At 43.0% G+C, this 18,227-nt stretch carries 20 protein-coding genes; 7 read left to right on the forward strand and 13 right to left on the reverse strand.

Features of this window, described 5'->3' with window-relative positions:
• Positions 1–60: 60 nt before the first annotated feature.
• Together JZO70_RS17340 and JZO70_RS17345 are read right to left on the reverse strand one after the other, a co-directional pair.
• Positions 61–1,431 carry a sensor histidine kinase gene (locus tag JZO70_RS17340; protein WP_207674937.1) on the reverse strand — a complete coding sequence of 457 codons (1,371 nt, stop codon included), beginning with the start codon at positions 1,429–1,431 and terminating at the stop codon, positions 61–63.
• The gene (locus tag JZO70_RS17345; protein WP_207674938.1) at positions 1,428–2,150 is read right to left on the reverse strand and encodes a LytR/AlgR family response regulator transcription factor; all 723 of its coding nucleotides are present in this window, start codon (positions 2,148–2,150) and stop codon (positions 1,428–1,430) included. The genes JZO70_RS17340 and JZO70_RS17345 overlap by 4 nt, the downstream gene beginning before the upstream one ends.
• 223 nt (positions 2,151–2,373) lie before the next feature.
• Here JZO70_RS17345 and JZO70_RS17350 point away from each other — a divergent pair, with 223 nt between their 5' ends.
• Positions 2,374–3,123 carry an ABC transporter ATP-binding protein gene (locus JZO70_RS17350; RefSeq protein ID WP_207674939.1) on the forward strand — a complete coding sequence of 250 codons (750 nt, stop codon included), beginning with the start codon at positions 2,374–2,376 and terminating at the stop codon, positions 3,121–3,123.
• Positions 3,120–5,195: an ABC transporter permease gene (locus JZO70_RS17355; RefSeq protein ID WP_207674940.1), complete on the forward strand. Its 2,076-nt coding sequence runs from the start codon at positions 3,120–3,122 to the stop codon at positions 5,193–5,195. The genes JZO70_RS17350 and JZO70_RS17355 overlap by 4 nt, the downstream gene beginning before the upstream one ends.
• A gap of 51 nt (positions 5,196–5,246) precedes the next feature.
• On the opposite strand, the gene JZO70_RS17360 is transcribed toward JZO70_RS17355, so the two are convergent.
• Entirely contained in the window at positions 5,247–6,440 is a 1,194-nt protein-coding gene (locus JZO70_RS17360; RefSeq protein WP_207674941.1) for an ATP-binding protein, read from the reverse strand.
• A 243-nt stretch (positions 6,441–6,683) separates the two neighbouring features.
• Between JZO70_RS17360 and JZO70_RS17365 the strand changes: the two genes are divergently transcribed.
• Both JZO70_RS17365 and JZO70_RS17370 read left to right on the forward strand, forming a co-directional pair.
• Complete coding sequence (locus JZO70_RS17365) at positions 6,684–6,983, forward strand: YtxH domain-containing protein (RefSeq protein WP_207674942.1); 300 nt, start codon at positions 6,684–6,686, stop codon at positions 6,981–6,983.
• 90 nt (positions 6,984–7,073) lie between these two features.
• Entirely contained in the window at positions 7,074–7,829 is a 756-nt protein-coding gene (locus tag JZO70_RS17370; protein ID WP_207674943.1) for an N-acetyltransferase, read from the forward strand.
• 167 nt (positions 7,830–7,996) lie between these two features.
• Here JZO70_RS17370 and JZO70_RS17375 read toward each other — a convergent pair whose 3' ends face one another.
• The 5 genes from JZO70_RS17375 to JZO70_RS17395 form a co-directional block, all read right to left on the reverse strand.
• On the reverse strand, positions 7,997–8,479 hold the full coding sequence (locus tag JZO70_RS17375) for a hypothetical protein (RefSeq protein ID WP_207674944.1): 483 nt from the start codon (positions 8,477–8,479) through the stop codon (positions 7,997–7,999).
• A 368-nt stretch (positions 8,480–8,847) separates the two neighbouring features.
• Positions 8,848–9,459, reverse strand: a complete 612-nt coding sequence (locus JZO70_RS17380) for a hypothetical protein (RefSeq protein ID WP_207674945.1) — start codon at positions 9,457–9,459, stop codon at positions 8,848–8,850.
• A gap of 129 nt (positions 9,460–9,588) precedes the next feature.
• Positions 9,589–10,122 carry an ECF transporter S component gene (locus JZO70_RS17385; protein WP_207674946.1) on the reverse strand — a complete coding sequence of 178 codons (534 nt, stop codon included), beginning with the start codon at positions 10,120–10,122 and terminating at the stop codon, positions 9,589–9,591.
• A complete protein-coding gene (locus tag JZO70_RS17390; protein ID WP_207674947.1) occupies positions 10,106–10,507 on the reverse strand; it encodes a DUF4430 domain-containing protein in 402 nt (133 codons plus the stop codon). The genes JZO70_RS17385 and JZO70_RS17390 overlap by 17 nt, the downstream gene beginning before the upstream one ends.
• Positions 10,508–10,824: 317 nt before the next feature.
• Positions 10,825–11,100 (reverse strand): hypothetical protein, encoded by a 276-nt coding sequence (locus JZO70_RS17395; protein ID WP_207674948.1) that lies wholly within the window; start codon positions 11,098–11,100, stop codon positions 10,825–10,827.
• A 272-nt stretch (positions 11,101–11,372) separates the two neighbouring features.
• On the opposite strand from JZO70_RS17395, the gene JZO70_RS17400 reads away from it, so the two are divergent.
• Positions 11,373–12,488, forward strand: coding sequence for a sensor histidine kinase (locus JZO70_RS17400; RefSeq protein WP_207674949.1), 1,116 nt, complete (start codon positions 11,373–11,375; stop codon positions 12,486–12,488).
• Between the two features lie 19 nt (positions 12,489–12,507).
• Here JZO70_RS17400 and JZO70_RS17405 read toward each other — a convergent pair whose 3' ends face one another.
• A complete protein-coding gene (locus JZO70_RS17405) occupies positions 12,508–13,392 on the reverse strand; it encodes a D-alanyl-D-alanine carboxypeptidase family protein (protein ID WP_207674950.1) in 885 nt (294 codons plus the stop codon).
• Between the two features lie 88 nt (positions 13,393–13,480).
• Entirely contained in the window at positions 13,481–14,155 is a 675-nt protein-coding gene (locus tag JZO70_RS17410) for a response regulator (protein WP_207674951.1), read from the reverse strand.
• A 193-nt stretch (positions 14,156–14,348) separates the two neighbouring features.
• Here JZO70_RS17410 and JZO70_RS17415 point away from each other — a divergent pair, with 193 nt between their 5' ends.
• Positions 14,349–15,182, forward strand: coding sequence for an AraC family transcriptional regulator (locus tag JZO70_RS17415; protein ID WP_207674952.1), 834 nt, complete (start codon positions 14,349–14,351; stop codon positions 15,180–15,182).
• Positions 15,183–15,628: 446 nt separating this feature from the next.
• On the opposite strand, the gene JZO70_RS17420 is transcribed toward JZO70_RS17415, so the two are convergent.
• Positions 15,629–16,333: a M23 family metallopeptidase gene (locus tag JZO70_RS17420; protein WP_207674953.1), complete on the reverse strand. Its 705-nt coding sequence runs from the start codon at positions 16,331–16,333 to the stop codon at positions 15,629–15,631.
• A gap of 24 nt (positions 16,334–16,357) precedes the next feature.
• Positions 16,358–17,014 carry a TetR/AcrR family transcriptional regulator gene (locus JZO70_RS17425; RefSeq protein WP_207674954.1) on the reverse strand — a complete coding sequence of 219 codons (657 nt, stop codon included), beginning with the start codon at positions 17,012–17,014 and terminating at the stop codon, positions 16,358–16,360.
• A gap of 301 nt (positions 17,015–17,315) precedes the next feature.
• Between JZO70_RS17425 and JZO70_RS17430 the strand changes: the two genes are divergently transcribed.
• On the forward strand, positions 17,316–17,747 hold the full coding sequence (locus JZO70_RS17430) for a rhodanese-like domain-containing protein (protein ID WP_207674955.1): 432 nt from the start codon (positions 17,316–17,318) through the stop codon (positions 17,745–17,747).
• A 222-nt stretch (positions 17,748–17,969) separates the two neighbouring features.
• On the opposite strand, the gene JZO70_RS17435 is transcribed toward JZO70_RS17430, so the two are convergent.
• A complete protein-coding gene (locus JZO70_RS17435; RefSeq protein WP_207674956.1) occupies positions 17,970–18,203 on the reverse strand; it encodes a hypothetical protein in 234 nt (77 codons plus the stop codon).
• Positions 18,204–18,227: the final 24 nt, after the last annotated feature.

Genomic DNA, 18,227 nt, shown 5'->3' on the forward strand with positions numbered 1-18,227 from the left:
GATAGGGGTAGCATAGCACTCCTCTGTCATGACTCATTTAATTTGATAGCAATCGCTCACCTAAACAGCCGTCATCATAGTACAGCTCAATAAAAAGATCCCATCCCGATACTCCGTTTCCATCGTTCCATCATACTTTTCAACGATATCGCGAATACTGGCCAAGCCGAAACCATGGGCGGCCTGATTTTTTTTACTAGTAACGATCTGGCCGTCTTTGGTTATCGGCGCCGCCGCGGCCGCATTTTCCACCCGTAGCATCAGCAGCCCTTTGTCAGCAACCGTACTCATCCGAATAAAACGCTGGTCTGCCGGTAGTTTGCCACAAGCTTCAATTGCATTATCCAACGCGTTAGCAAACAGGGCGCACAAATCGATATCTGCCACCGCCAATTCCTTGGGGATATCCACTTCTATTTTTGTCTGAATTCCCTCTTCTTCCAGGCGAAGCGTTTTGCTGGTGATGACGGCATTCACAATATCATTGTCACACACCCGCAGGTTTCCGGTCATAGCCGGCGAGGCTAATAACTCCCGCAAATAAGCCCGCATACCATCATTGTCCAGCACATCCATCGTATGAAGATGATTCGCCATGTCATGTCTCAGATAGCGAACCTGCAGCTGGGTTTGTTCCAAAAGACTGTAATAGCCGGCGCGAATCTGCCAAAGAGCCTGCTGCTTCTCCAGCTTTTCATGGCGCACCAACACCGAGACTGCGTACAAAAGTCCTAAAGACGACAAAAAAGCAAAGGGTAAAATCGTTATTGTCGGCAAAAATGAAGCATTCGTATCCAATACCATCCCAAAGGTTTGCAGGGCCACCATCGCAAAAACCGTCACGGTGGGAAAAAGAGCCAACACGTCCACTAAGCGCCAGATTTGCGGCGAAAGTTCTGCCGCTTCGGTCAGCTTTAATTTACGGAAAAAGAGCCAAATGATCGCCCATGAAATCAGCCGCAGCCAGGCTTGCACTCCCAGCCTATTCAAGGCGAAAATACTTAATGCAGCAAAGTCCTCCTGCGGTACAGCTTCAATAGTAGAAAAGCCCATCACCTCCAGCTGGGGTAAGATGAGCCGCAGCATAACCGGGTTGCCTACGTCGCCTAAATAATAGCCGACCAAATGAATGCCGGTATCGATTACAGCACTTAAGGAAATCGAAATAGCGAAAAAAATCAGTCCCATCGTCAGCTTGGCGGCAATCGTCCCTTCACAGCACAGGAAAAAGCCTACTAAAAAGACCGGCAGGATCAAAATAATATTCCAAGGATCGCCAATTAAAATGACCGTATTTGCCCCCAACCAGCAGCTTAGAAAAAACAGCAGCTGCCAGATCCACTTCCCCTTAACCGGAAGAAAACGTTGGGCAGTATTCATAAAAAGAAAGGACACCAACAGCCGGACAACATGAGCCAGGAGCGTCATCATTCCCCCGCCTCCTTATTCAACAGCGTACGGGCAAATCCCTGCATCGCGGCTTGCCGATGCGTGCGGCTGATGGGCAACGTCACTTCTCCCAGCTTTACCTGCCCGCTTTCCACTTGATCCACCGCCTGAGCCCGCACCAAGTAGCGCTTATGGATGCGAACGAAACCGTTTCCCAAATCTTGTTCAACCTCTCCCAACTTGCCGTAAAAGGTGTAGCTGCGGCGACTGGTTTCGATCGTCACCAGCCGGCGGTCGCTGTAGACATAGCGAATCTCCCGTTTAGGAATCCGATAGAGTCCCTCGGCATTACGAACCGTATAGGTATCTTGCTCCGTCAGCTGCAAAGCCACCATTGCCCGCTTCAATACTTCCCGCAGCTTGTCTTTTTCTAAAGGCTTGATTAAATAATCCAACGCGCCAACGGCATAGCCCTGGAAGACCTGCTCGGGGTGCCCCGTCAAATAAGCAATACTCAATCCCATGTCCGTCTTGCGAATTTCTTTTCCCGTAGTGATCCCGTCCATTCCCCGCATATCGATATCAAGAAAAAGCAGGTCCAGTTCTCCTGGATGGTTCGTCAACCATTTGACCACCCCTTCACCGGAGGAAAACTCATAGATTTTTAGCGCCATTTCCTCCCGATCTGACAAAACCGTCAGCATTAAACTCAGCGCTTCTCTGGCCTTTTGTTCATCATCACAAATACCAACCCTCAGCATACTCCCACCTCCAAAACTTGTGGTCTTTTGTTAATTTTCACACACCACCCCAACTTTTACAATAGTTCCTCTGCGCCTCTTTACTTGAAAACGACCGCTTTTTACATCGTGGTAATCCCCCTGCACTTTTTTACATTTGAGTGTCGAGTTTTTACATGGGGTGTTTGTGGCCGGTCCCCACCACTGGTACGCTAAATATAGAAGAAAGAGGAGGTTGAAGGAAATGTTGGCAGTAAAAAATTTGCAGAAGTCCTATCATTTGGGCGGCCAAGCCTATCCCGTTCTGAAGGGAATTAATTTTGAGGTAAAGCAAGGAGAGTTTGTGGGAGTGATGGGGCCGTCTGGTTCAGGTAAAACCACCATGCTCAACTGCATCTCCTGCTATATCCCCTTTGACCAGGGAGAGATTACTTTAGGAGACAAAAATCTCTCTCATTTGGGAGAAGATGAATTGGCAGCGGTGCGCAATAAGGAGCTAGGCTTTATCTTTCAGGACTTTATGCTGCTGGATGGCTTGAGTGTGAAGGAAAACATTATGCTGCCGCGGATTATCAGTGGGCGGACCGGCTCAGACATGGAGGAAGGCGCCGAGCGGCTTTGTCAGGTGTTTGGCATCGCCAAAATACGGGATAAATACCCGGTTGAAATTTCCGGCGGCGAAAAACAGCGGACGGCCGTAGCTAGAGCTCTGATTAATAATCCCTTAGTTATCTTAGCCGATGAACCTACAGGCAATTTGGATTCCAAATCCAGCAAAGCCGTGATCGATTCCTTTTTGCAGGCGAAAAAAATGCTGGATGCCACTATTTTTATGGTTACCCACGACAGCTTTGCTGCCTCCTTTTGTGATCGAGTCATTATCTTAAAGGACGGCGTGGTTCACAGTGTTGTCAGTAATCATGGCAATCGCTCTGATTTTCAAGATGAGCTGCTGGACGCGATTCGGGAAATGGATGGAGGCGATGCAGCATGAATACCTTCGCTCAAGCAAACGCCAAGCTGCGACGAAAGGATTACAAAAATGCCCTGCTGTTGTTTGGTTGTATTCTTTTTGCCACTGCTTTAATCTCGGCCTTTTCGATTATTATGCAAAGTGATACGGTCCAGACGACCCTGCCTAAAGGCGGTGACTCCCGCAAACAGATGATGATGATTTTAGCGATGGCCATTGTCGGCTGCAGCATTTTTACCGTTTACGCCTCTTCCCTGTTTTTCCGCAGTAAATCGAAGCAAATTGGTGTTTTTAAAGTGCTGGGCGCTGGCAAGAAACAGCTGCGCAACAGTTTGCTTACGGAAGTTAGTTTGCTGGCAGCAACCGGCAGCGGCTTAGGCTTTTTGCTGGGCACACCGCTGGCGGCAGGCATCTGGCAGTTTTTTCGCCTGTTGGTGGATTCTCCGGAGATGAAATTTTCCCTTAATCTCAGCGGTTACGTTTGGGGCCTGGGATTTGCGTTGTTTGTGGTGACGATCCTGCTGATCAGCGCGTTGCTTTTTCTGCGCCGCCAGAATATCATGGATATCCTCTACCAGCAGCGTAAAAGCGAGACGGTGTCCGGGGTCAAATCCTGGTACGGCTGGGGCGGCATTTTAATGATGGCCAGCGGAACCTTTCTAGGACTCTACGGCTTGCCTACTTTTTTCCGAGAAGTACTGCATCGGCAGCCACCGATTTGGCTGAACCTAATCTATCTGATCCCGCTGGCAGGTCTCTATCTATTTTTAGTCTATGTGGTCGTGCGGGACAAAAACGGAAAAAACAAGTACAAAAATATTGTTTCTCATAGCATGATGAAATTCCAAGGCCGGTCCACGGTCCGCAACATGTGTGTGATTGCCATTTTGATTGCCGGCGCTTATTTTGCCATTTTTTATATCCCTAGTATGATGACTAGAAATTCTTTGGAAGTCAAAAATCGGCCGGTGGATTTTGTTTACTATCATCGCTTGGATCAAGCAGTACCTGATGAAGCTGCCGTCAGAAAAATGGCCGCAGAAGAAAAGGTGGAAATCACTCAATGGAATGAAATGCTGCTGACCACCCTAGCCGCCGACAGCACGCAGGAGTATGACAATGGCGACGGTACGTTTCGTAAAGAATATATTCCCTTTTCTCATGAACAGCACTGCATATCCGCCAGTGAATTTTCAAGACTCAGCGGCAAACCGGTTGATGTCTCAGCAGGATCGGTCAAACCGGTGCGGGGCTATGGTCAAGACAGCTCTTCCGCTGATGATGTTACTCTTTTGACGAATCCAGATACACAAACGACCCTTTCCATTTCGATAGATCGTCACCTGACTTACGCGCCATTTACCGGATACTTGGTGATGAATGATGATGATTTTGCAACTATTACGCAAGGCCTGACCGACGAATGGCGTGAAAAAATGATCTTGTTTAACGTGGCGGATGTGGAGGCCAGCTACAATTTTGCCAAACGGCTGCGCAACGAAATTATTGATCAAAGCGCTGAAGAACCGGTGATGGATCTCTGGTATGACCGGGTCGGCAAGCTGCGGGAGGGTGACGATTATTGGGCAGACGCCCTGCCTGTGCTGGATAACCAGCAACGGGATTCCTCACATTTTATTACTAGATGGAAATATCTGCCGTCCTTCCGCATCTTGGATCAGGTGGACTTCGTCAATAATATGGCCGTCTTCTTGATGCTGTTTGTCTTCATCGCTATTATCTGTTTCACTGCAGTCTTGGTGATCGCCTATACCCGCTGCACCACCATTGCGCTTACCAATCGACAAATTTATGAAGATCTCAGCCGATTGGGAGCCAACCGCGCTTACCTGATTGCGACAGTCACAAAACAGGTGCGCAAGATTATTGCTATCCCCATCGCAGTAGGAACCGTGCTGATGTTTTTGTTTTATGCTATGATCCTGTACTTCAACTCAACTAGTTTAGATGCTACGGAATGGGCGACACTAGGGGTTGATTTGATTGTTGTCCTAGTAATCAGCGGCCTAATGTGGCTATTTTATCGCTTAACTTTGCGAAAAACCTGTCGTTTGCTGAATTTAATCGAGTAAAAGCAAAAAGTCCTAACAGCGGAGAAAGTTCTCTCCTCTGTTAGGACCTTTTTAGTCTGACAATAGCCAATCCACAATGTAGATAATTGGAATGCCGTCGATTTGTTTCTCTTCATAAAAACGTCCGGTGATTAGGATTTTTTTATAGTTGTCGCGAATATTCAAGAGATTCTCTGTTTCGTGACGATTTTCTGGCATCTCGTAAGTTACCTTAACATACACCGTTTCATCCAGCCTGCGGGCAACAAAATCAATTTCTTTACTATCCAATCTTCCTACATCCACCTGATAGCCGCGTCGCAGCAGCTCGAGATAGACAATGTTTTCTAAACGATTGCTGTAGTTCCCGTCTTTGCGCCCAATCGCATTACGCCGGAGGCCAGAATCAACAATAAAATACTTGCCATTGGTTCGCAGGTATTCACGTCCACGAATATCATATTGTTTCGCACGGTAAAACAAATAACTGTTTTCCAGCAGTTCCAAATAACGATTGACTGTGTGAACCGTGGTTTGTACACCTTCGCTTTTTAATGTATTGACAATTTTAGAGGTATTAATCAACTGACCTACATTGTCTGCTAAAAAGCTGATGATTGCTTTTAAAACAGTTGCATCCTTTACACCAGCCCGCAATGCGACATCATTTAACACAATCGTATCAAATATCCCCGATAAAATCGTATCCTTAATCGCTTCATTTGCGATTGCTATACTAGGAAATCCGCCGTATTTTTCATACTCTGTATAGGTTCTATCTACGCTGCGAGAATCTGCATCGATTCCTTTGGCTGCCAAAAATTCCTTAAAGGAAAGAGGATAGATGGCAATTTCTACATAGCGCCCACTCAAAAGGGTGGCTAATTCTCCTGACAGCATATAGGCATTTGACCCGGTAACGACGATATCACTATTAAAACTGACTCGAATACCATTGATCACTCTTTGCCAGCCATCTACTGTTTGAATTTCATCAAATAGGAAATAAACTTTTTGTTTGTCTACTGGCAAAAGCTCCATGATCTTTTCACGCAGCTTTTCTTCGGTAGTAATCGTTTGGTACTCGAAACTTTCGAAGTTCATATAGATAATGCGATCTTCCGGAATGCCCAGTTGGAGCAGATACTCTCGATACAACATCAACAAAACTGATTTCCCGGAACGTCTTACTCCAGTTATGACTTTGATTAAATCTGCATCCTTGAATTGGATCAATTGGTTAAGATAAACTGGACGTTGAAACATCGGCTTCCCTCCTTGAACTAGACTTCATATTTTAATCTATTTTACCATTATTTGAAGTTTGCTTCAAATTTGTCCGATTTTATCCAATATTTGCAGTTCCCTTCAAATCCGCCACCACGACTCAAGCCTTATTCCCTAGTCAAAAATAGGACTTAAGTTGGACGTGGCACAGCTAAATTTCCTCTATGATTAAAGAGTAGAAAGAAACCTGTAGATAAGAGAAAAATTGAGGAGGATTTACTAATGAAACGAAACGCTTTGGATATGACGGTGCTGGTTTTAGGAATTGTGTGTATTGGCTTACTGTCCTTGAACCGCTACGTGCTGCGTCCAGTTGGCAGAGCAGAGATTCGCACAGAGATGACGGCTTTGAAGGAAGAAATGAAGGTCACCAAACAGGAAGTCAAAGAGGATCTAAAGGACACCACCGAAGGGTTAAAAGACGAGCGCACCGCTTTGAAGGATGACCTAAAAGCCACCCGAGACGAGACGAAAGCTGAATTAAAGGAAATGTCTAACGACTTAAAGGATAGCTTCTATTAACTCACCAATCAGGGAGACGCAGGTCTTCCTTTTTTTGCGCAAAAAGAGAACCATTTTATGGTAAAATGGGAAAAATGAGGCGGTGACTAAATGAGCAACTACATCAATTTAAGTAAGGAAAACATAGCCACGGAACATGTTTGCTGCGCAATTGCCGGGATGAAGCATCAAGCCGGTGTCAACGCGAAACGAGAATGGCTAGCCAGCCGGGTGCAGGAAGGACATGTTTTTCGTAAGCTTAACGAAAACGGCAAGGTCTTTATCGAATATGCACCCTTGGAGACAGCCTGGGTGCCGGTTGTCGGGGATAATTATTTGTACATTTATTGCCAGTGGGTATCGGGTAAATTCAAAGGCCATGGACACGGCAAAGCCTTGCTGGAGTATTGTATAAACGATGCCAAAGCCCAAAAGAAATCGGGAGTCTGTGTAGTGAGCTCCCAAAAGAAAAGTCCTTTCCTCACAGATAAAAAGTTCATGGTAAAAAACGGTTTTGAAGTGGTGGATACTTTAGAGGGCGGATACGAACTGCTGGCTCTTTCCTTTGACGGCAGCCAGCCACAGTTTGCCGAAAATGCCCGCCAGCAAAAAATCGACTCGCAAGATTTGACCATCTATTACGGCCTGCAATGTCCTTTTATTCCAAATGGACTAAAGGAAGTGACTGCTTATTGTACTGCTAATAATATCCCGCTGAACACGATTGCCATTGACAGTCTGGAAAAAGCGAAAGCACTGCCGGGGATGTTCAACAACTGGGCGATTTATTATAAAGGCCGCTTTCAAACCATTCACATGATGAACGAAGGACAGCTGAAGAAGTTTTTAGCAAAATTGGATGACTAAACAAAGACACCGCCCTGGCGAATCAATCCAAAAGGGCCGTGTCTTTTCATTTTTATTCCGATAGAAAAAAGGTTCCAAGCAATATACCGCAAACCTTCAGCGGATTCTTCGGCTGGTAAACAAACTTTTGTAACATTAAGCAGTTTCAGTCGTTTTAAGCCAACAGCTTATTCGATGGGTAATCCCGTATTCATCGAAATAATCGCCGCCCGGCCCGTATTGTGACGATCTTCAACTACGATCTGTTTGAATACCGATTGATCTTTTACAGACAAAAAAGATAATTTCGGCTTATTGCCACCAATTGAAGTACACAAATTTTCCAAGAGAAGACCTCTTTCCACCGCATAATCAATCGTCTGATGCGTCAAACGAATCAATTCCTGCATAGTCTCAAGCATGACCTCCTTTTTCTGCCACGTCAACAATAGCTCAGCAATCGCGAAACAATCCACCTGCTCTAACAGCTTCTCACCCAAAATCGGAAATACATAGTGCTTCAATTTGTCATAGGCACGCCAATCAATCGTTTGATCAGCCGTGAGCTCAGTCACCCATTCTTGGAAAGTTGGCTCATTCTTTTTCCTATTATTATAAGAATGCCCCCGACGGTTGTCCTTTCTTATATAGCACGATCCCTCTTGTCCCATACCAAACAACTTCTCCCTTCTTTTTTAAATAGAAACGCTTCCCCACCTGTTATCACTTCAACGCAAAGGTCCTCCCTTACAAAAATGATAACTACTATTATTATAATCATTTTTACATATATTTAAAACTATAAAATCATATATTTTTGAAAGAAAAAGCAAAAAGATTAGATTCAAATACAGACAAACGTTTTATTAACTTTTATCTTAAGGATTTGAGCTGAAAGAGGGCCTTTCTCATAAACAAAGGTTGATTCTGCTTTAAATATCAGAGACTTGGCTGCAGGGAAAGCTATTTTGAGGGCTTTGACTATGCAAAAAAACTCAAAAAGAGACAGGTCTCCTTTTGAGTTTTTCACTATTGATATTTAAGTCCCAATTTTTTCCACATGATAAGTGGTGACAAAGTCAGAGCGCAGCGGCTTCACAAAGCGCCGTACCCCATCTTTTTTTAGAATCGTCAAAAAGCTTAGAATATGCATAATTTCAAAAGCTTCCTGCGAACCAAGCTTGGATTCAGCTTTGCTTAATCGCCATCTTTGCATTTTCCCTGCTTCGTCTTTGAAGAAGGCATAGATACTGATATCCTCCTCCTCTTCCCGGGCGCCGGAAGATAGGAATTTCTGCAGCTTCTCCACTCCCGGAACATAGATTTGCGTTAAATCCAAGTATTCATCCGGTTTTTTGAACAATCGTCCCAATACAGTTGCCCATTCTTCATTCGTAAAATACGCCCGGAAGAAAAAGCACAGATGGCGCGTCGCCTGAAGATCCTCCGCTGTGAAAAACAGCTGGCGAATCAAGTCTTTTGCCAAAAATGAGAAGTCTTCTGTCGTCAGTGCATTGCGAACTTGAACGGCTAATGCGCATTCAATTATGTAATTTGCATCATTCATTTCCTCGTAATGCTGTGAAAAACGTTTCTCTAAGGTTTTCCGCTGCATTTTAAACAATTGCCGCTCCTGGAGGTTTACTCCCATTTTTTCAACTCCTTGCTTTCATTAAAATTAATCTCTTTTATCATATGCGAAACCCTCGTGAATAATCAAGTGTATTTTAACCCAAAAAGCATCCAGCGACTTTTCTAGCAAAAAAATCCTTGGATCCTCTTAATCCGGCCAATACCTCATGAACAACCGCGGCACGATCGGTGACAGTAAAAGGTAAAACAAAAAATTACCCGCCCCATGCATCGTATCAAAATAGATTCCTTGGAGATAATATGGCCAAAAGGCACGAATGCCATAAATGACGTAGTCCCCGCAAGCGGTCAAAAAGCCAAACAGATAGCCCGCCAAAAGGACAAAAACCAGCTGTGGGATTTTTCGTTGGCTGAACCCAGGAATTTTACTTAAGCCAAAGCTCACCAAAATTATTACGCTGTAGGAAAAAAGCTGGGTTAAGGTCCACGGTCCCATCCCCATGTAAATATTGGTGGTGAGGATCGTCAGCAGCATAACTAAAAATCCGCGGGTAAAGCCTTTGTACAAGCTAATTAGAATAAACATAGTCGTAATCGGCTGAACATTGGGAATAAATTGAAATGCCGTACGCCCCACCACACACGCCGCCGTCAGCAGTGCAATAAAGCAAATATCACGAACGGTGAGCCATCCGCTAACGTGTTTATTCGAATTTTCCATAGGTAAACTCGACTTGGTCACCAGCTTTTAAGAAGGTCTCGCCGGCGCCCTTTTCAGCCCACTCGCCATTAATGGTGTAGGTCCAATACAAACCCGCTTGCTCATCCTGTTTGGTTCCATCAATCGCGATAATCATGCCGTTATCCACTTCCAGCTCGTGATCTTTTTCCATGATATCCAACAAGCTGGTGGTTTCCGTTGTTTCAATCTCTTCGTTAGAAACTTCCTCGCCATCGTTGACTACCTTCACAGTAGCGGTGATCATTTCCTGCGTAGATGCCGTTGTTGATTGGCTGGAGCTTTCGGAAGTACTTCCCCCTGGCGTACAGCCAGCTGCTACACTTAATGAGATACCTAACATTAAAATAAGACCTAGTTTTTTCATGAATAAATTCCTCTCTTTTACCCATCGTCTGACCAAATATAAATCAGACAATCTTCTGTATATAGAAGTGTACATGAAGAATCTCGATTGAACAATAGTTGTTTTTTTCGACTGTCTGATTTAGTAAGAAACAATTTACAAATAATAGACTATATAATAGTAGAAAACTTTTAGCAACAAAATAAATGAAGCCGGAAATCTTTTACATTAGGCTGCAACTGTAGTTAGTTGAATTTACATACTTTTGATGTTTTACAAAAGCGATAGGAACAAAAAAAGCCGACAAAGTGTATGAAGCACTTTGTCAGCTTGTTTCGTTATCCTAATGACGGGACTACCCGCACGCCGCTATGGCCATAGGCAATCCACTGTTGGCGGTCTTTCAGGTAAAAGTAAATATTTTTTCGTTCGGTTTTATAATCATGGGCCAGCACAAGTTCATAAACAATGTTGCTGGAGAGCCAGTCAGTGTAATAAATGCGAACGTTTTCATCTGTTTCAATTTTTTTGCCGCAGCAGAAAATCGAATAGTTGGTGAAATCTTCCAGGTTATCATCCAAGCATTCCGTGATGTACTGATTCACGATCGTCATCATAGGCCCTCCTTTCACTCTACTTTGTATTAGGTAATACTGATTGTATCATTTTCTGACAGCGCTTTCCATAACTAGATTGTTCTTTTTTTGTCTCTTAAGAAATTGTTCAACATTTCCCAAGATTTTTGAAACGAGGTCGCTTTACTGCCACTAGTCACCCCCGCGAAAGCGTTCGGCTATTGTGAAGAAAGCTTAAGAAATGTTGGGTTTTCACTTTGGATAAGGTTTGATACACTTAATTTAATAAAACAATGAAGGGAGGTCGGAAAATGCGGAAAAAAATGAGTTCTCTGTTTTTCATTTTACTGGGTGCACTGTTGCTGGTGGGTACGTCCATATTATTTATTCAAACCGAAATGCATCATAAAATTTTGGATAGTATTTACGGCACTTTTGTTAGTATTGTTGTTGATGGTTCAGAGGAACCTTATCGGGTGGAAACTTATATCGATTGGCCCAATGTCAAACTGTTTCTGATTATTTTTGCGTTAGCCATTATTTTTATTGTTTCCTTGATCAGCTTTTTTATTTACCGATATCAGCTGAAAAAGAATACTCAGCAGCTGGCGGTAAAAATCACTCAGTTTTTTGCGGCTGATGCGGCGGTGCCTATCGGGGAACTGGTGATTGATAACGAGTTGCTGAAAATCAAAGCCAACATTGATAACAAAGAGGTCCTGCTGAAACGGGAAACACAACGAACCAAGGATTTGATTACTTATTTGGCGCATGATTTGAAGACCCCGTTGGCTTCGGTGATTGGTTATCTCAACTTGATCCTCGATTCGCCTGATTTAACGAAGGAACAGCTGCAGCATTTTCTTTCTATTACCTTGGATAAATCCAATCGTCTGGAAAATTTGATTGACGATTTCTTCGATATTACTCGTTTCAATTTACAGGATATTGAACTATACACGACGGAGCTGGATTTTGTTTTATTGCTGAATCAGCTGACAGATGAATTTTATCCTTTGTTGAAAGAGAAAAATCAGAGCTTAGCCTACACTGGGCCAGAAACCTTGAAGCTTTTTGCCGATAGTGAGCAGCTGGCGCGGGTGCTGAACAATTTGCTGAAAAACGCGATTGCTTATGGACCGGAAAATTCCACCATTCAGATGGCGCTTACTGAGAATACAGTCGACCGTCTAACCTTCAGCATCACTAACGAAGGCGCGACGATTCCGAAACATCAAATCGAAACCATTTTTGAAAAATTTTATCGCTTGGACAAATCTCGTTCCACTAAAACCGGCGGTGCCGGCCTGGGTCTGGCGATCGCGAAAGAAATTATTTTAGCTCATCAAGGAACGATTGAAGCCGAAAGTGAAAATGGTCGGACAACTTTTCGTTTCACTTTGCCTATCGACAGCCAAAACGCGTAGCTTTTTCGCTACGCGTTTTTTATGGCAGGCTTTCGTTATAAAGCTTGCGACTTTCGATTAAGTTAAATTGCTCGGATTGGCTATCCCCTTTGCTTCCCGCCAAAATCAGCAAATATTCCTCGCCATTTATTTGGGCCAAGCTGGCTAAGCATAAGCCAGCTTTTTTGGTATAGCCGGTTTTGCCGCCAATTATTTGGCCATTGGTCAGCTCCAGCGATTCACCACGACTGATTAAACTGCTGGTAAAATAATTTCCTCCGGGATGACAATTGGTGGCAGCACCTTGATAGTACAGGCAAGTAAACGTCTGATAAAACGTCTCATTCGTCAGAGCGTATTCTAAAAGCAGGGCCAAATCCTCCACCGTTGAATAATGGTCTTCCGTATCTAAACCGATGGAATTGGTAAAATGAGTATTGTTCATGCCCAGCTCCGCTGCTTTGCGATTCATTTCAGCGACAAAGGCTTCTTCATTTCCACTAACTGACAAAACGGCGGTCATGGTAGCATCGGCACCAGACGGCAGCAAAATCCCGTGCAAAAGATCACGATAACTAATTACCTCACCTGGTTGAAGACCGGCGACGGCTAAATTATTTTGTTGAATATCTAAAAAAATCGTTTCAGGTACAGTGGTTAGTTGATTCAGGTCTTCTGTCTGTTCAATCATACACAGGGCGGTCATTATTTTTGTAAGTGAGGCAATCGCAATTTTTTTCTGGGGCTTTCTTTGATTGATAATCGTTCCGTTGCGCTGCTTTAACAAGTACTGATTAGCGGAAATTCCCCGAACGTTGATGAAGTTTCCACTGGGCGTGGCAAAAACTTGATACGTTAACAGACCCGCTAACAAAACAGCTAGGATGGTTAACCCCGGCAGCAACTTATTCCTTCTTTTTCTCATCGAAAAAACCTCCTTATAGATTTATTTAATCATCTATAAGCAGGCAGTTTTTTATTATTCACTTAGTTTTCTCTTAAGATATCTTAAGCTATATTTTGTAGCCGACACCCCAAACCGTTTGGATATATTTATGCTTCTCGCCGGTGTCCTGCATCTTTTCCCGCAGGTGGCGGATATGGACCATGATAGTATTGTTAGAGTTGATGTAATATTTTTCGCCCCAAACTTCTTTAAACAACTCTTCTGAGCTGACCACCTGATCCTTGCGCTCCATCAGCAGCTTCAAAATCGAAAATTCCAGCGGCGTTAGAAACAGCTCCTCTTCATTCAGAAAAACTTTGCGCTTCTCAATATCCAGCTCCAACCCCTTCACGGTCAATACATTGCGTTTTGCACCGCTGTATTGAGTTGCCCGCCTTAACTGCGCCTTCACCCGAGCCACCAGTTCCAATGGACGAAACGGTTTGGTGATATAATCATCCGCACCAATCGTCAATCCGGTGATTTTGTCGATTTCTTCCCCCTTGGCCGTCAGCATGATAACAGGATACGTATATTTTTCACGAATCGCCTTGCACAGCTCAAAGCCATCGGTATCCGGCAGCATAATATCCAAGATCGCCAAGGAAAACTCACTGCTGCGGATCTTTTCCAAAGCATCGGTCCCGTTCTCGCAGGTGACAACGTCATAATTTTCGTTTTTTAAATAAAATTCGACTAATTCAGAAATTTCTTGTTCATCTTCCACTAACAAAATTTTCACCCGGAATCACACTCCTCTATTGAATTATAGCAAAAGTTGCCGCTGGCTGGAGCTGTGGGCAAAATTGTTTAGAATTTTTCAACTAGATTTCGAGGAAACGTATTGTTAAATTTGTCCTTTACATCCACTCCCTCCAGCAAATATACTAAAAGTAAGAATTGATTTGAAAAATGATCTTTACGAAGAGGTGGCCATGGATAAAAAACAACTGATTAACCAGAGCATTGATTATATTATCCAGCATCTAGATAAAGGGGTGACCTTGGAAAAAGTCGCGGCTTATTTCAATTATTCCCACTATTACTTTGCTCGACTATTTAAGGAGCAAACCGGTGAAAGTGTTTATGGTTTTATCAAACGGATGAAACTGGAACAAAGCGCCATTGATTTGAAGCTGCAGGCAACCGAAAGAGTGAGTAAGATTGGCTTAGACTATGGCTATAGTTCTACCAACTTCAGTACTGCTTTTAAAACAGTTTATCATCATCCACCTGCTTTCTATCGCCAAATTTTAACTGCTCCCCAAACGCTAAACCCGTTCATCCCTGCCAAAATAGAAACGTTTTTATCTTATGACAAGTATGACCGTAAAATACGAATCGAACAGCTGCCGGAGCAAAAAGTTTACTATGAACGTTTTATCGGAAATTACGCTGATTTAAAAGATCGCTGGTTTATGTTTCTAGATAAGCACCAAGACACGATCTTTGATCAAACAATTCTGTATGAAAAATTTTACAGCGATCCAGCTTCCGCTGATTTGGATCATTGCATCTGCGACCTGTGCTTTTCGGCCGATCAGCCAACTCCGGAGGCTGCTACCGTGATCAAGGGTGGTACTTATGCTGTTTACTCTTTTTCCGGCCATATCGACGAAATTTTTGCTGAGCTGCAGGGAGTTTTTCGCATTTGGCTGCCTCAAAGCAAGTATCAAATGACGGAACGTTTTGCTGTGAATCGCTACCTGGCAATTGATCGAGAGCACGAAAAGGTCGTAATGGAGCTGTGTATTCCAATAACTAAGTAAAAAAATCTTTGAACATAGAATCGTTCAAAGATTTTTTCTTCTATTAAAACTAAGAAAGCAACTGTTTAACCTTCTTTTTATCCGGGGAACTGATGACAGACTTCGGGCATTTTATTTTACCCTTTTTTAGCTTGGCCCGCTTCTTCATTCCGCTATGTGTTTTTTGCTTAGGCATACACAACTTCCTTTGCTAGATTATTTTCTTCGATCCAAAAGTTGTGTAGGCGGACTACATCGGCTGTTCACCATAAAATCTTCCTTTCAAGTTGAATATAAAAAAATAAACTAGATTTTCATCGGATTCACCTCTTTCTTCTCTTTCAAGAATAACGAATAAACAATCGTAAAACTTCTGAATCCTTGTGGTCTTTTCAATTGATTACTAATAAAAAAATCCTGCATCGATTGGCTTAGAATGCAAGCAATCAATGTAGGACAATGATGAACTATTCTATTAACAAAATTACTTTCCCACCAAACCGAATCCGATCTTTACTGGTAGGAATCCCCGCCTCAACTTCTTGCCACTTTCCCTCACGATAAACTTCATACTTTTCAAAAGCACAAGGCAGCCCCTTTGCTTTACTGATATCACGATTGTCCATCAACTGAAAATGCAGATGCGGACCAAAGGAATTACCGGAATGTCCGACGCGACCAAGGAGATCGCCCTTTTTTACCAGTTGGCCTTCTGTCACTTGAATGGACTCCTGCTGCAAATGACACAGAGCGGCATAAATTTTTGTGGAATGCTCAATTATGATGTAATTGCCGGCAACAGTTCGAGGATCACCCATCGACGGATCAAAATGCTTGGCATTTTGATAAGCATTCTTCAAATCTCCCAACAAATTGGTTCGCTCGCGTTCTTCGTAATGGTCCTCCGCCTTAACGACGATGCCATCGCAAGGGGCATAAATTTCCTGACCCCAGCAATAATAATCCTTAAGCGGCAAACCCGTAATCAAGTATTGCGGCAAGCTGCTGCGATAAGCCGGCCAGCCGGGGCGGTTCCAGTCAACTTGAATAAAGTCATAGGCATAGCGGGTACCAAAACGATTGGTTCCATGACTGGGGATCTTGGTTCCTGGTGTATTGGGGGACTGCCACTCTCCCCGCAGTGGAAATTCAACGATGATGGAATGATTCATGGCTTTTCTCCTGACTTTGCTTGGCTAAAACAGTGACTTCCAAATGCCTCTACCTTTTCCTTGATTGGCTGGTACATAGAAGATTTTTTCCAATTCGTTTAAATACTCATCCACCGTCTCGATAACAGCAGCTTCCTCCAGCTCTTCTGCATTTTTTATCTCTTCGACAATTTGATTAGTAAAACCGATGTTCCCCCACAAAATAAATTGCTGGCTTTTCTCAATGTCCAGCTCTTCTCTAAATCGGGAAACATCAATTCCTTCAAAAAGTGGCGGCTGGCAGGCAGCACCTTGACGAATTTTTTCTATTTCCTGATTGATTTCCGTCGATTTGGTAGCGGCAGATAATTGATTAAAGGCTAAAATTGCTGGGTATTGCTTAATCAGCTTTATTTGCAGCAGATAGGATTGGCGCAAGCGAGCAAAAAGATCTTTTTCAGTAAAGTCCAGCTTAGCCGCGTATTCTCGCTCCAGCAACTCTGTGAAATACTGGTAGACAGCTAGAAAAAGTTCCTGCTTGTTCTTAACGTAATGAAACAGCAACCCTTTGGACATGCCTGCTTCTTTGGCAATGGTATTCGTGGAGGCCTGATCAAAGCCTCTTGCGACAAATCCCTTCAAAGCCGCGTTCAATATCGCATCTCGTCTTGGTGGTTCCAGTTCAAATAATTTTATACTCATAATTGCTCCTTCCAAACCAGATTTACCTATTAGGTCAATACAAGCATACACTCATTTACCTAACAGGTCAACGCTTTCTCGCCACCTAAACCTTTGACTAAACTTCAACAAAATAAGAAATCTGATTTCTCAAGCTGCCGCCTTTTCATTTAAATATACCTGCTGAAAACTAGATAAAAGATTAAAAATCGTTCGTTTTTCGTAAAAGTAACCGTTTTACTGCAAATTATCACTTGTATTTCCTGCGAATGTGTATTAATATTTTGTCGTTAGAAAAATTATAGATAAGGACTTATAGCAGATGAATTATTCCATGACAACACAAGAGTTTGTAGCTCTTGCTAAGACGCAATCATTAAATGTACTTGACCTTAGAGACCCTGATTTTTTTGAAATTGAAAATATGAAATCACAATCGACTATTACTTCTATGCCTTTGACTGAATTGCCTAGTCGTTACACTGAATTGGATAAGAACCAGACCTATTATTTATTCAGCCAATCAGGTAAGCGGGCAAAAACGATGGCTTATTTCCTTAATGAAAAAGGCTATCAGGCCGTGAATGTTATCGGTGGAACAGCAGCCGTACTCAATTATTTGGAACTTTTTCATTCTGAACAATTAAGTTTGGTAAAACACCCAGCGACAGATGTATTCTCACAAAGCATGATTATCATCAAAATGCTTGGCAGAAAACAAAAGCAAGCGACAAACGTACTAGAATTCGTCTAAACAATTAAATAGCTGTATTCATTTTCCATCGTGGGAATTTTTTGCAATTATTGAATCACCAAACAGCGGCAACCATTTTTCTTCTCAGTACCTATTGTCCACTTTTCCAACAATCTGCACTTATTTCTTACCTCATCAAAGAATTCTCACGAAAATGAGTACTTCTCTGCGTAAAAAAGCCGAAAAGATTTTTTCTTTCCGACTTTCCTTCAAATTATTCGACTACTCGCCAGCAGCCTCCATTTTTCTTATTTTATAAATCACATAAGCAATCAAGCATAGCACTATCCCCATAAAAACTAAATTCGTGTTCACCGTGTCGTTGGTTTGGACCAGCCGACCAGTATAAGTCTGAACACTTGATCTTGATACAGACGGCGTTGCAGGCAAATCGATTTTTTCAGTTTGATCGACTTCCTTTATACCTAACGTCCCATAAACTTCAATTTGACTCATCCAGGAACCTCCGTTTTGAATTAG

The sequence above is a fragment of the Candidatus Enterococcus moelleringii genome, assembly GCF_017377575.1.
Lineage (GTDB): Bacteria > Bacillota > Bacilli > Lactobacillales > Enterococcaceae > Enterococcus_A > Enterococcus_A moelleringii.

What these genes read in the sequence shown, in the direction of transcription:
- JZO70_RS17340 (WP_207674937.1), bottom strand. Translation starts at nt 1,431, where the DNA reads ATGATGACGCTCCTGGCTCATGTTGTCCGGCTGTTGGTGTCCTTTCTT.
- JZO70_RS17345 (WP_207674938.1), bottom strand. Translation starts at nt 2,150, where the DNA reads ATGCTGAGGGTTGGTATTTGTGATGATGAACAAAAGGCCAGAGAAGCG.
- JZO70_RS17350 (WP_207674939.1), top strand. Translation starts at nt 2,374, where the DNA reads ATGTTGGCAGTAAAAAATTTGCAGAAGTCCTATCATTTGGGCGGCCAA.
- JZO70_RS17355 (WP_207674940.1), top strand. Translation starts at nt 3,120, where the DNA reads ATGAATACCTTCGCTCAAGCAAACGCCAAGCTGCGACGAAAGGATTAC.
- JZO70_RS17360 (WP_207674941.1), bottom strand. Translation starts at nt 6,440, where the DNA reads ATGTTTCAACGTCCAGTTTATCTTAACCAATTGATCCAATTCAAGGAT.
- JZO70_RS17365 (WP_207674942.1), top strand. Translation starts at nt 6,684, where the DNA reads ATGAAACGAAACGCTTTGGATATGACGGTGCTGGTTTTAGGAATTGTG.
- JZO70_RS17370 (WP_207674943.1), top strand. Translation starts at nt 7,074, where the DNA reads ATGAGCAACTACATCAATTTAAGTAAGGAAAACATAGCCACGGAACAT.
- JZO70_RS17375 (WP_207674944.1), bottom strand. Translation starts at nt 8,479, where the DNA reads ATGGGACAAGAGGGATCGTGCTATATAAGAAAGGACAACCGTCGGGGG.
- JZO70_RS17380 (WP_207674945.1), bottom strand. Translation starts at nt 9,459, where the DNA reads ATGGGAGTAAACCTCCAGGAGCGGCAATTGTTTAAAATGCAGCGGAAA.
- JZO70_RS17385 (WP_207674946.1), bottom strand. Translation starts at nt 10,122, where the DNA reads ATGGAAAATTCGAATAAACACGTTAGCGGATGGCTCACCGTTCGTGAT.
- JZO70_RS17390 (WP_207674947.1), bottom strand. Translation starts at nt 10,507, where the DNA reads ATGAAAAAACTAGGTCTTATTTTAATGTTAGGTATCTCATTAAGTGTA.
- JZO70_RS17395 (WP_207674948.1), bottom strand. Translation starts at nt 11,100, where the DNA reads ATGACGATCGTGAATCAGTACATCACGGAATGCTTGGATGATAACCTG.
- JZO70_RS17400 (WP_207674949.1), top strand. Translation starts at nt 11,373, where the DNA reads ATGCGGAAAAAAATGAGTTCTCTGTTTTTCATTTTACTGGGTGCACTG.
- JZO70_RS17405 (WP_207674950.1), bottom strand. Translation starts at nt 13,392, where the DNA reads ATGAGAAAAAGAAGGAATAAGTTGCTGCCGGGGTTAACCATCCTAGCT.
- JZO70_RS17415 (WP_207674952.1), top strand. Translation starts at nt 14,349, where the DNA reads ATGGATAAAAAACAACTGATTAACCAGAGCATTGATTATATTATCCAG.
- JZO70_RS17420 (WP_207674953.1), bottom strand. Translation starts at nt 16,333, where the DNA reads ATGAATCATTCCATCATCGTTGAATTTCCACTGCGGGGAGAGTGGCAG.
- JZO70_RS17425 (WP_207674954.1), bottom strand. Translation starts at nt 17,014, where the DNA reads ATGAGTATAAAATTATTTGAACTGGAACCACCAAGACGAGATGCGATA.
- JZO70_RS17430 (WP_207674955.1), top strand. Translation starts at nt 17,316, where the DNA reads ATGAATTATTCCATGACAACACAAGAGTTTGTAGCTCTTGCTAAGACG.
- JZO70_RS17435 (WP_207674956.1), bottom strand. Translation starts at nt 18,203, where the DNA reads ATGAGTCAAATTGAAGTTTATGGGACGTTAGGTATAAAGGAAGTCGAT.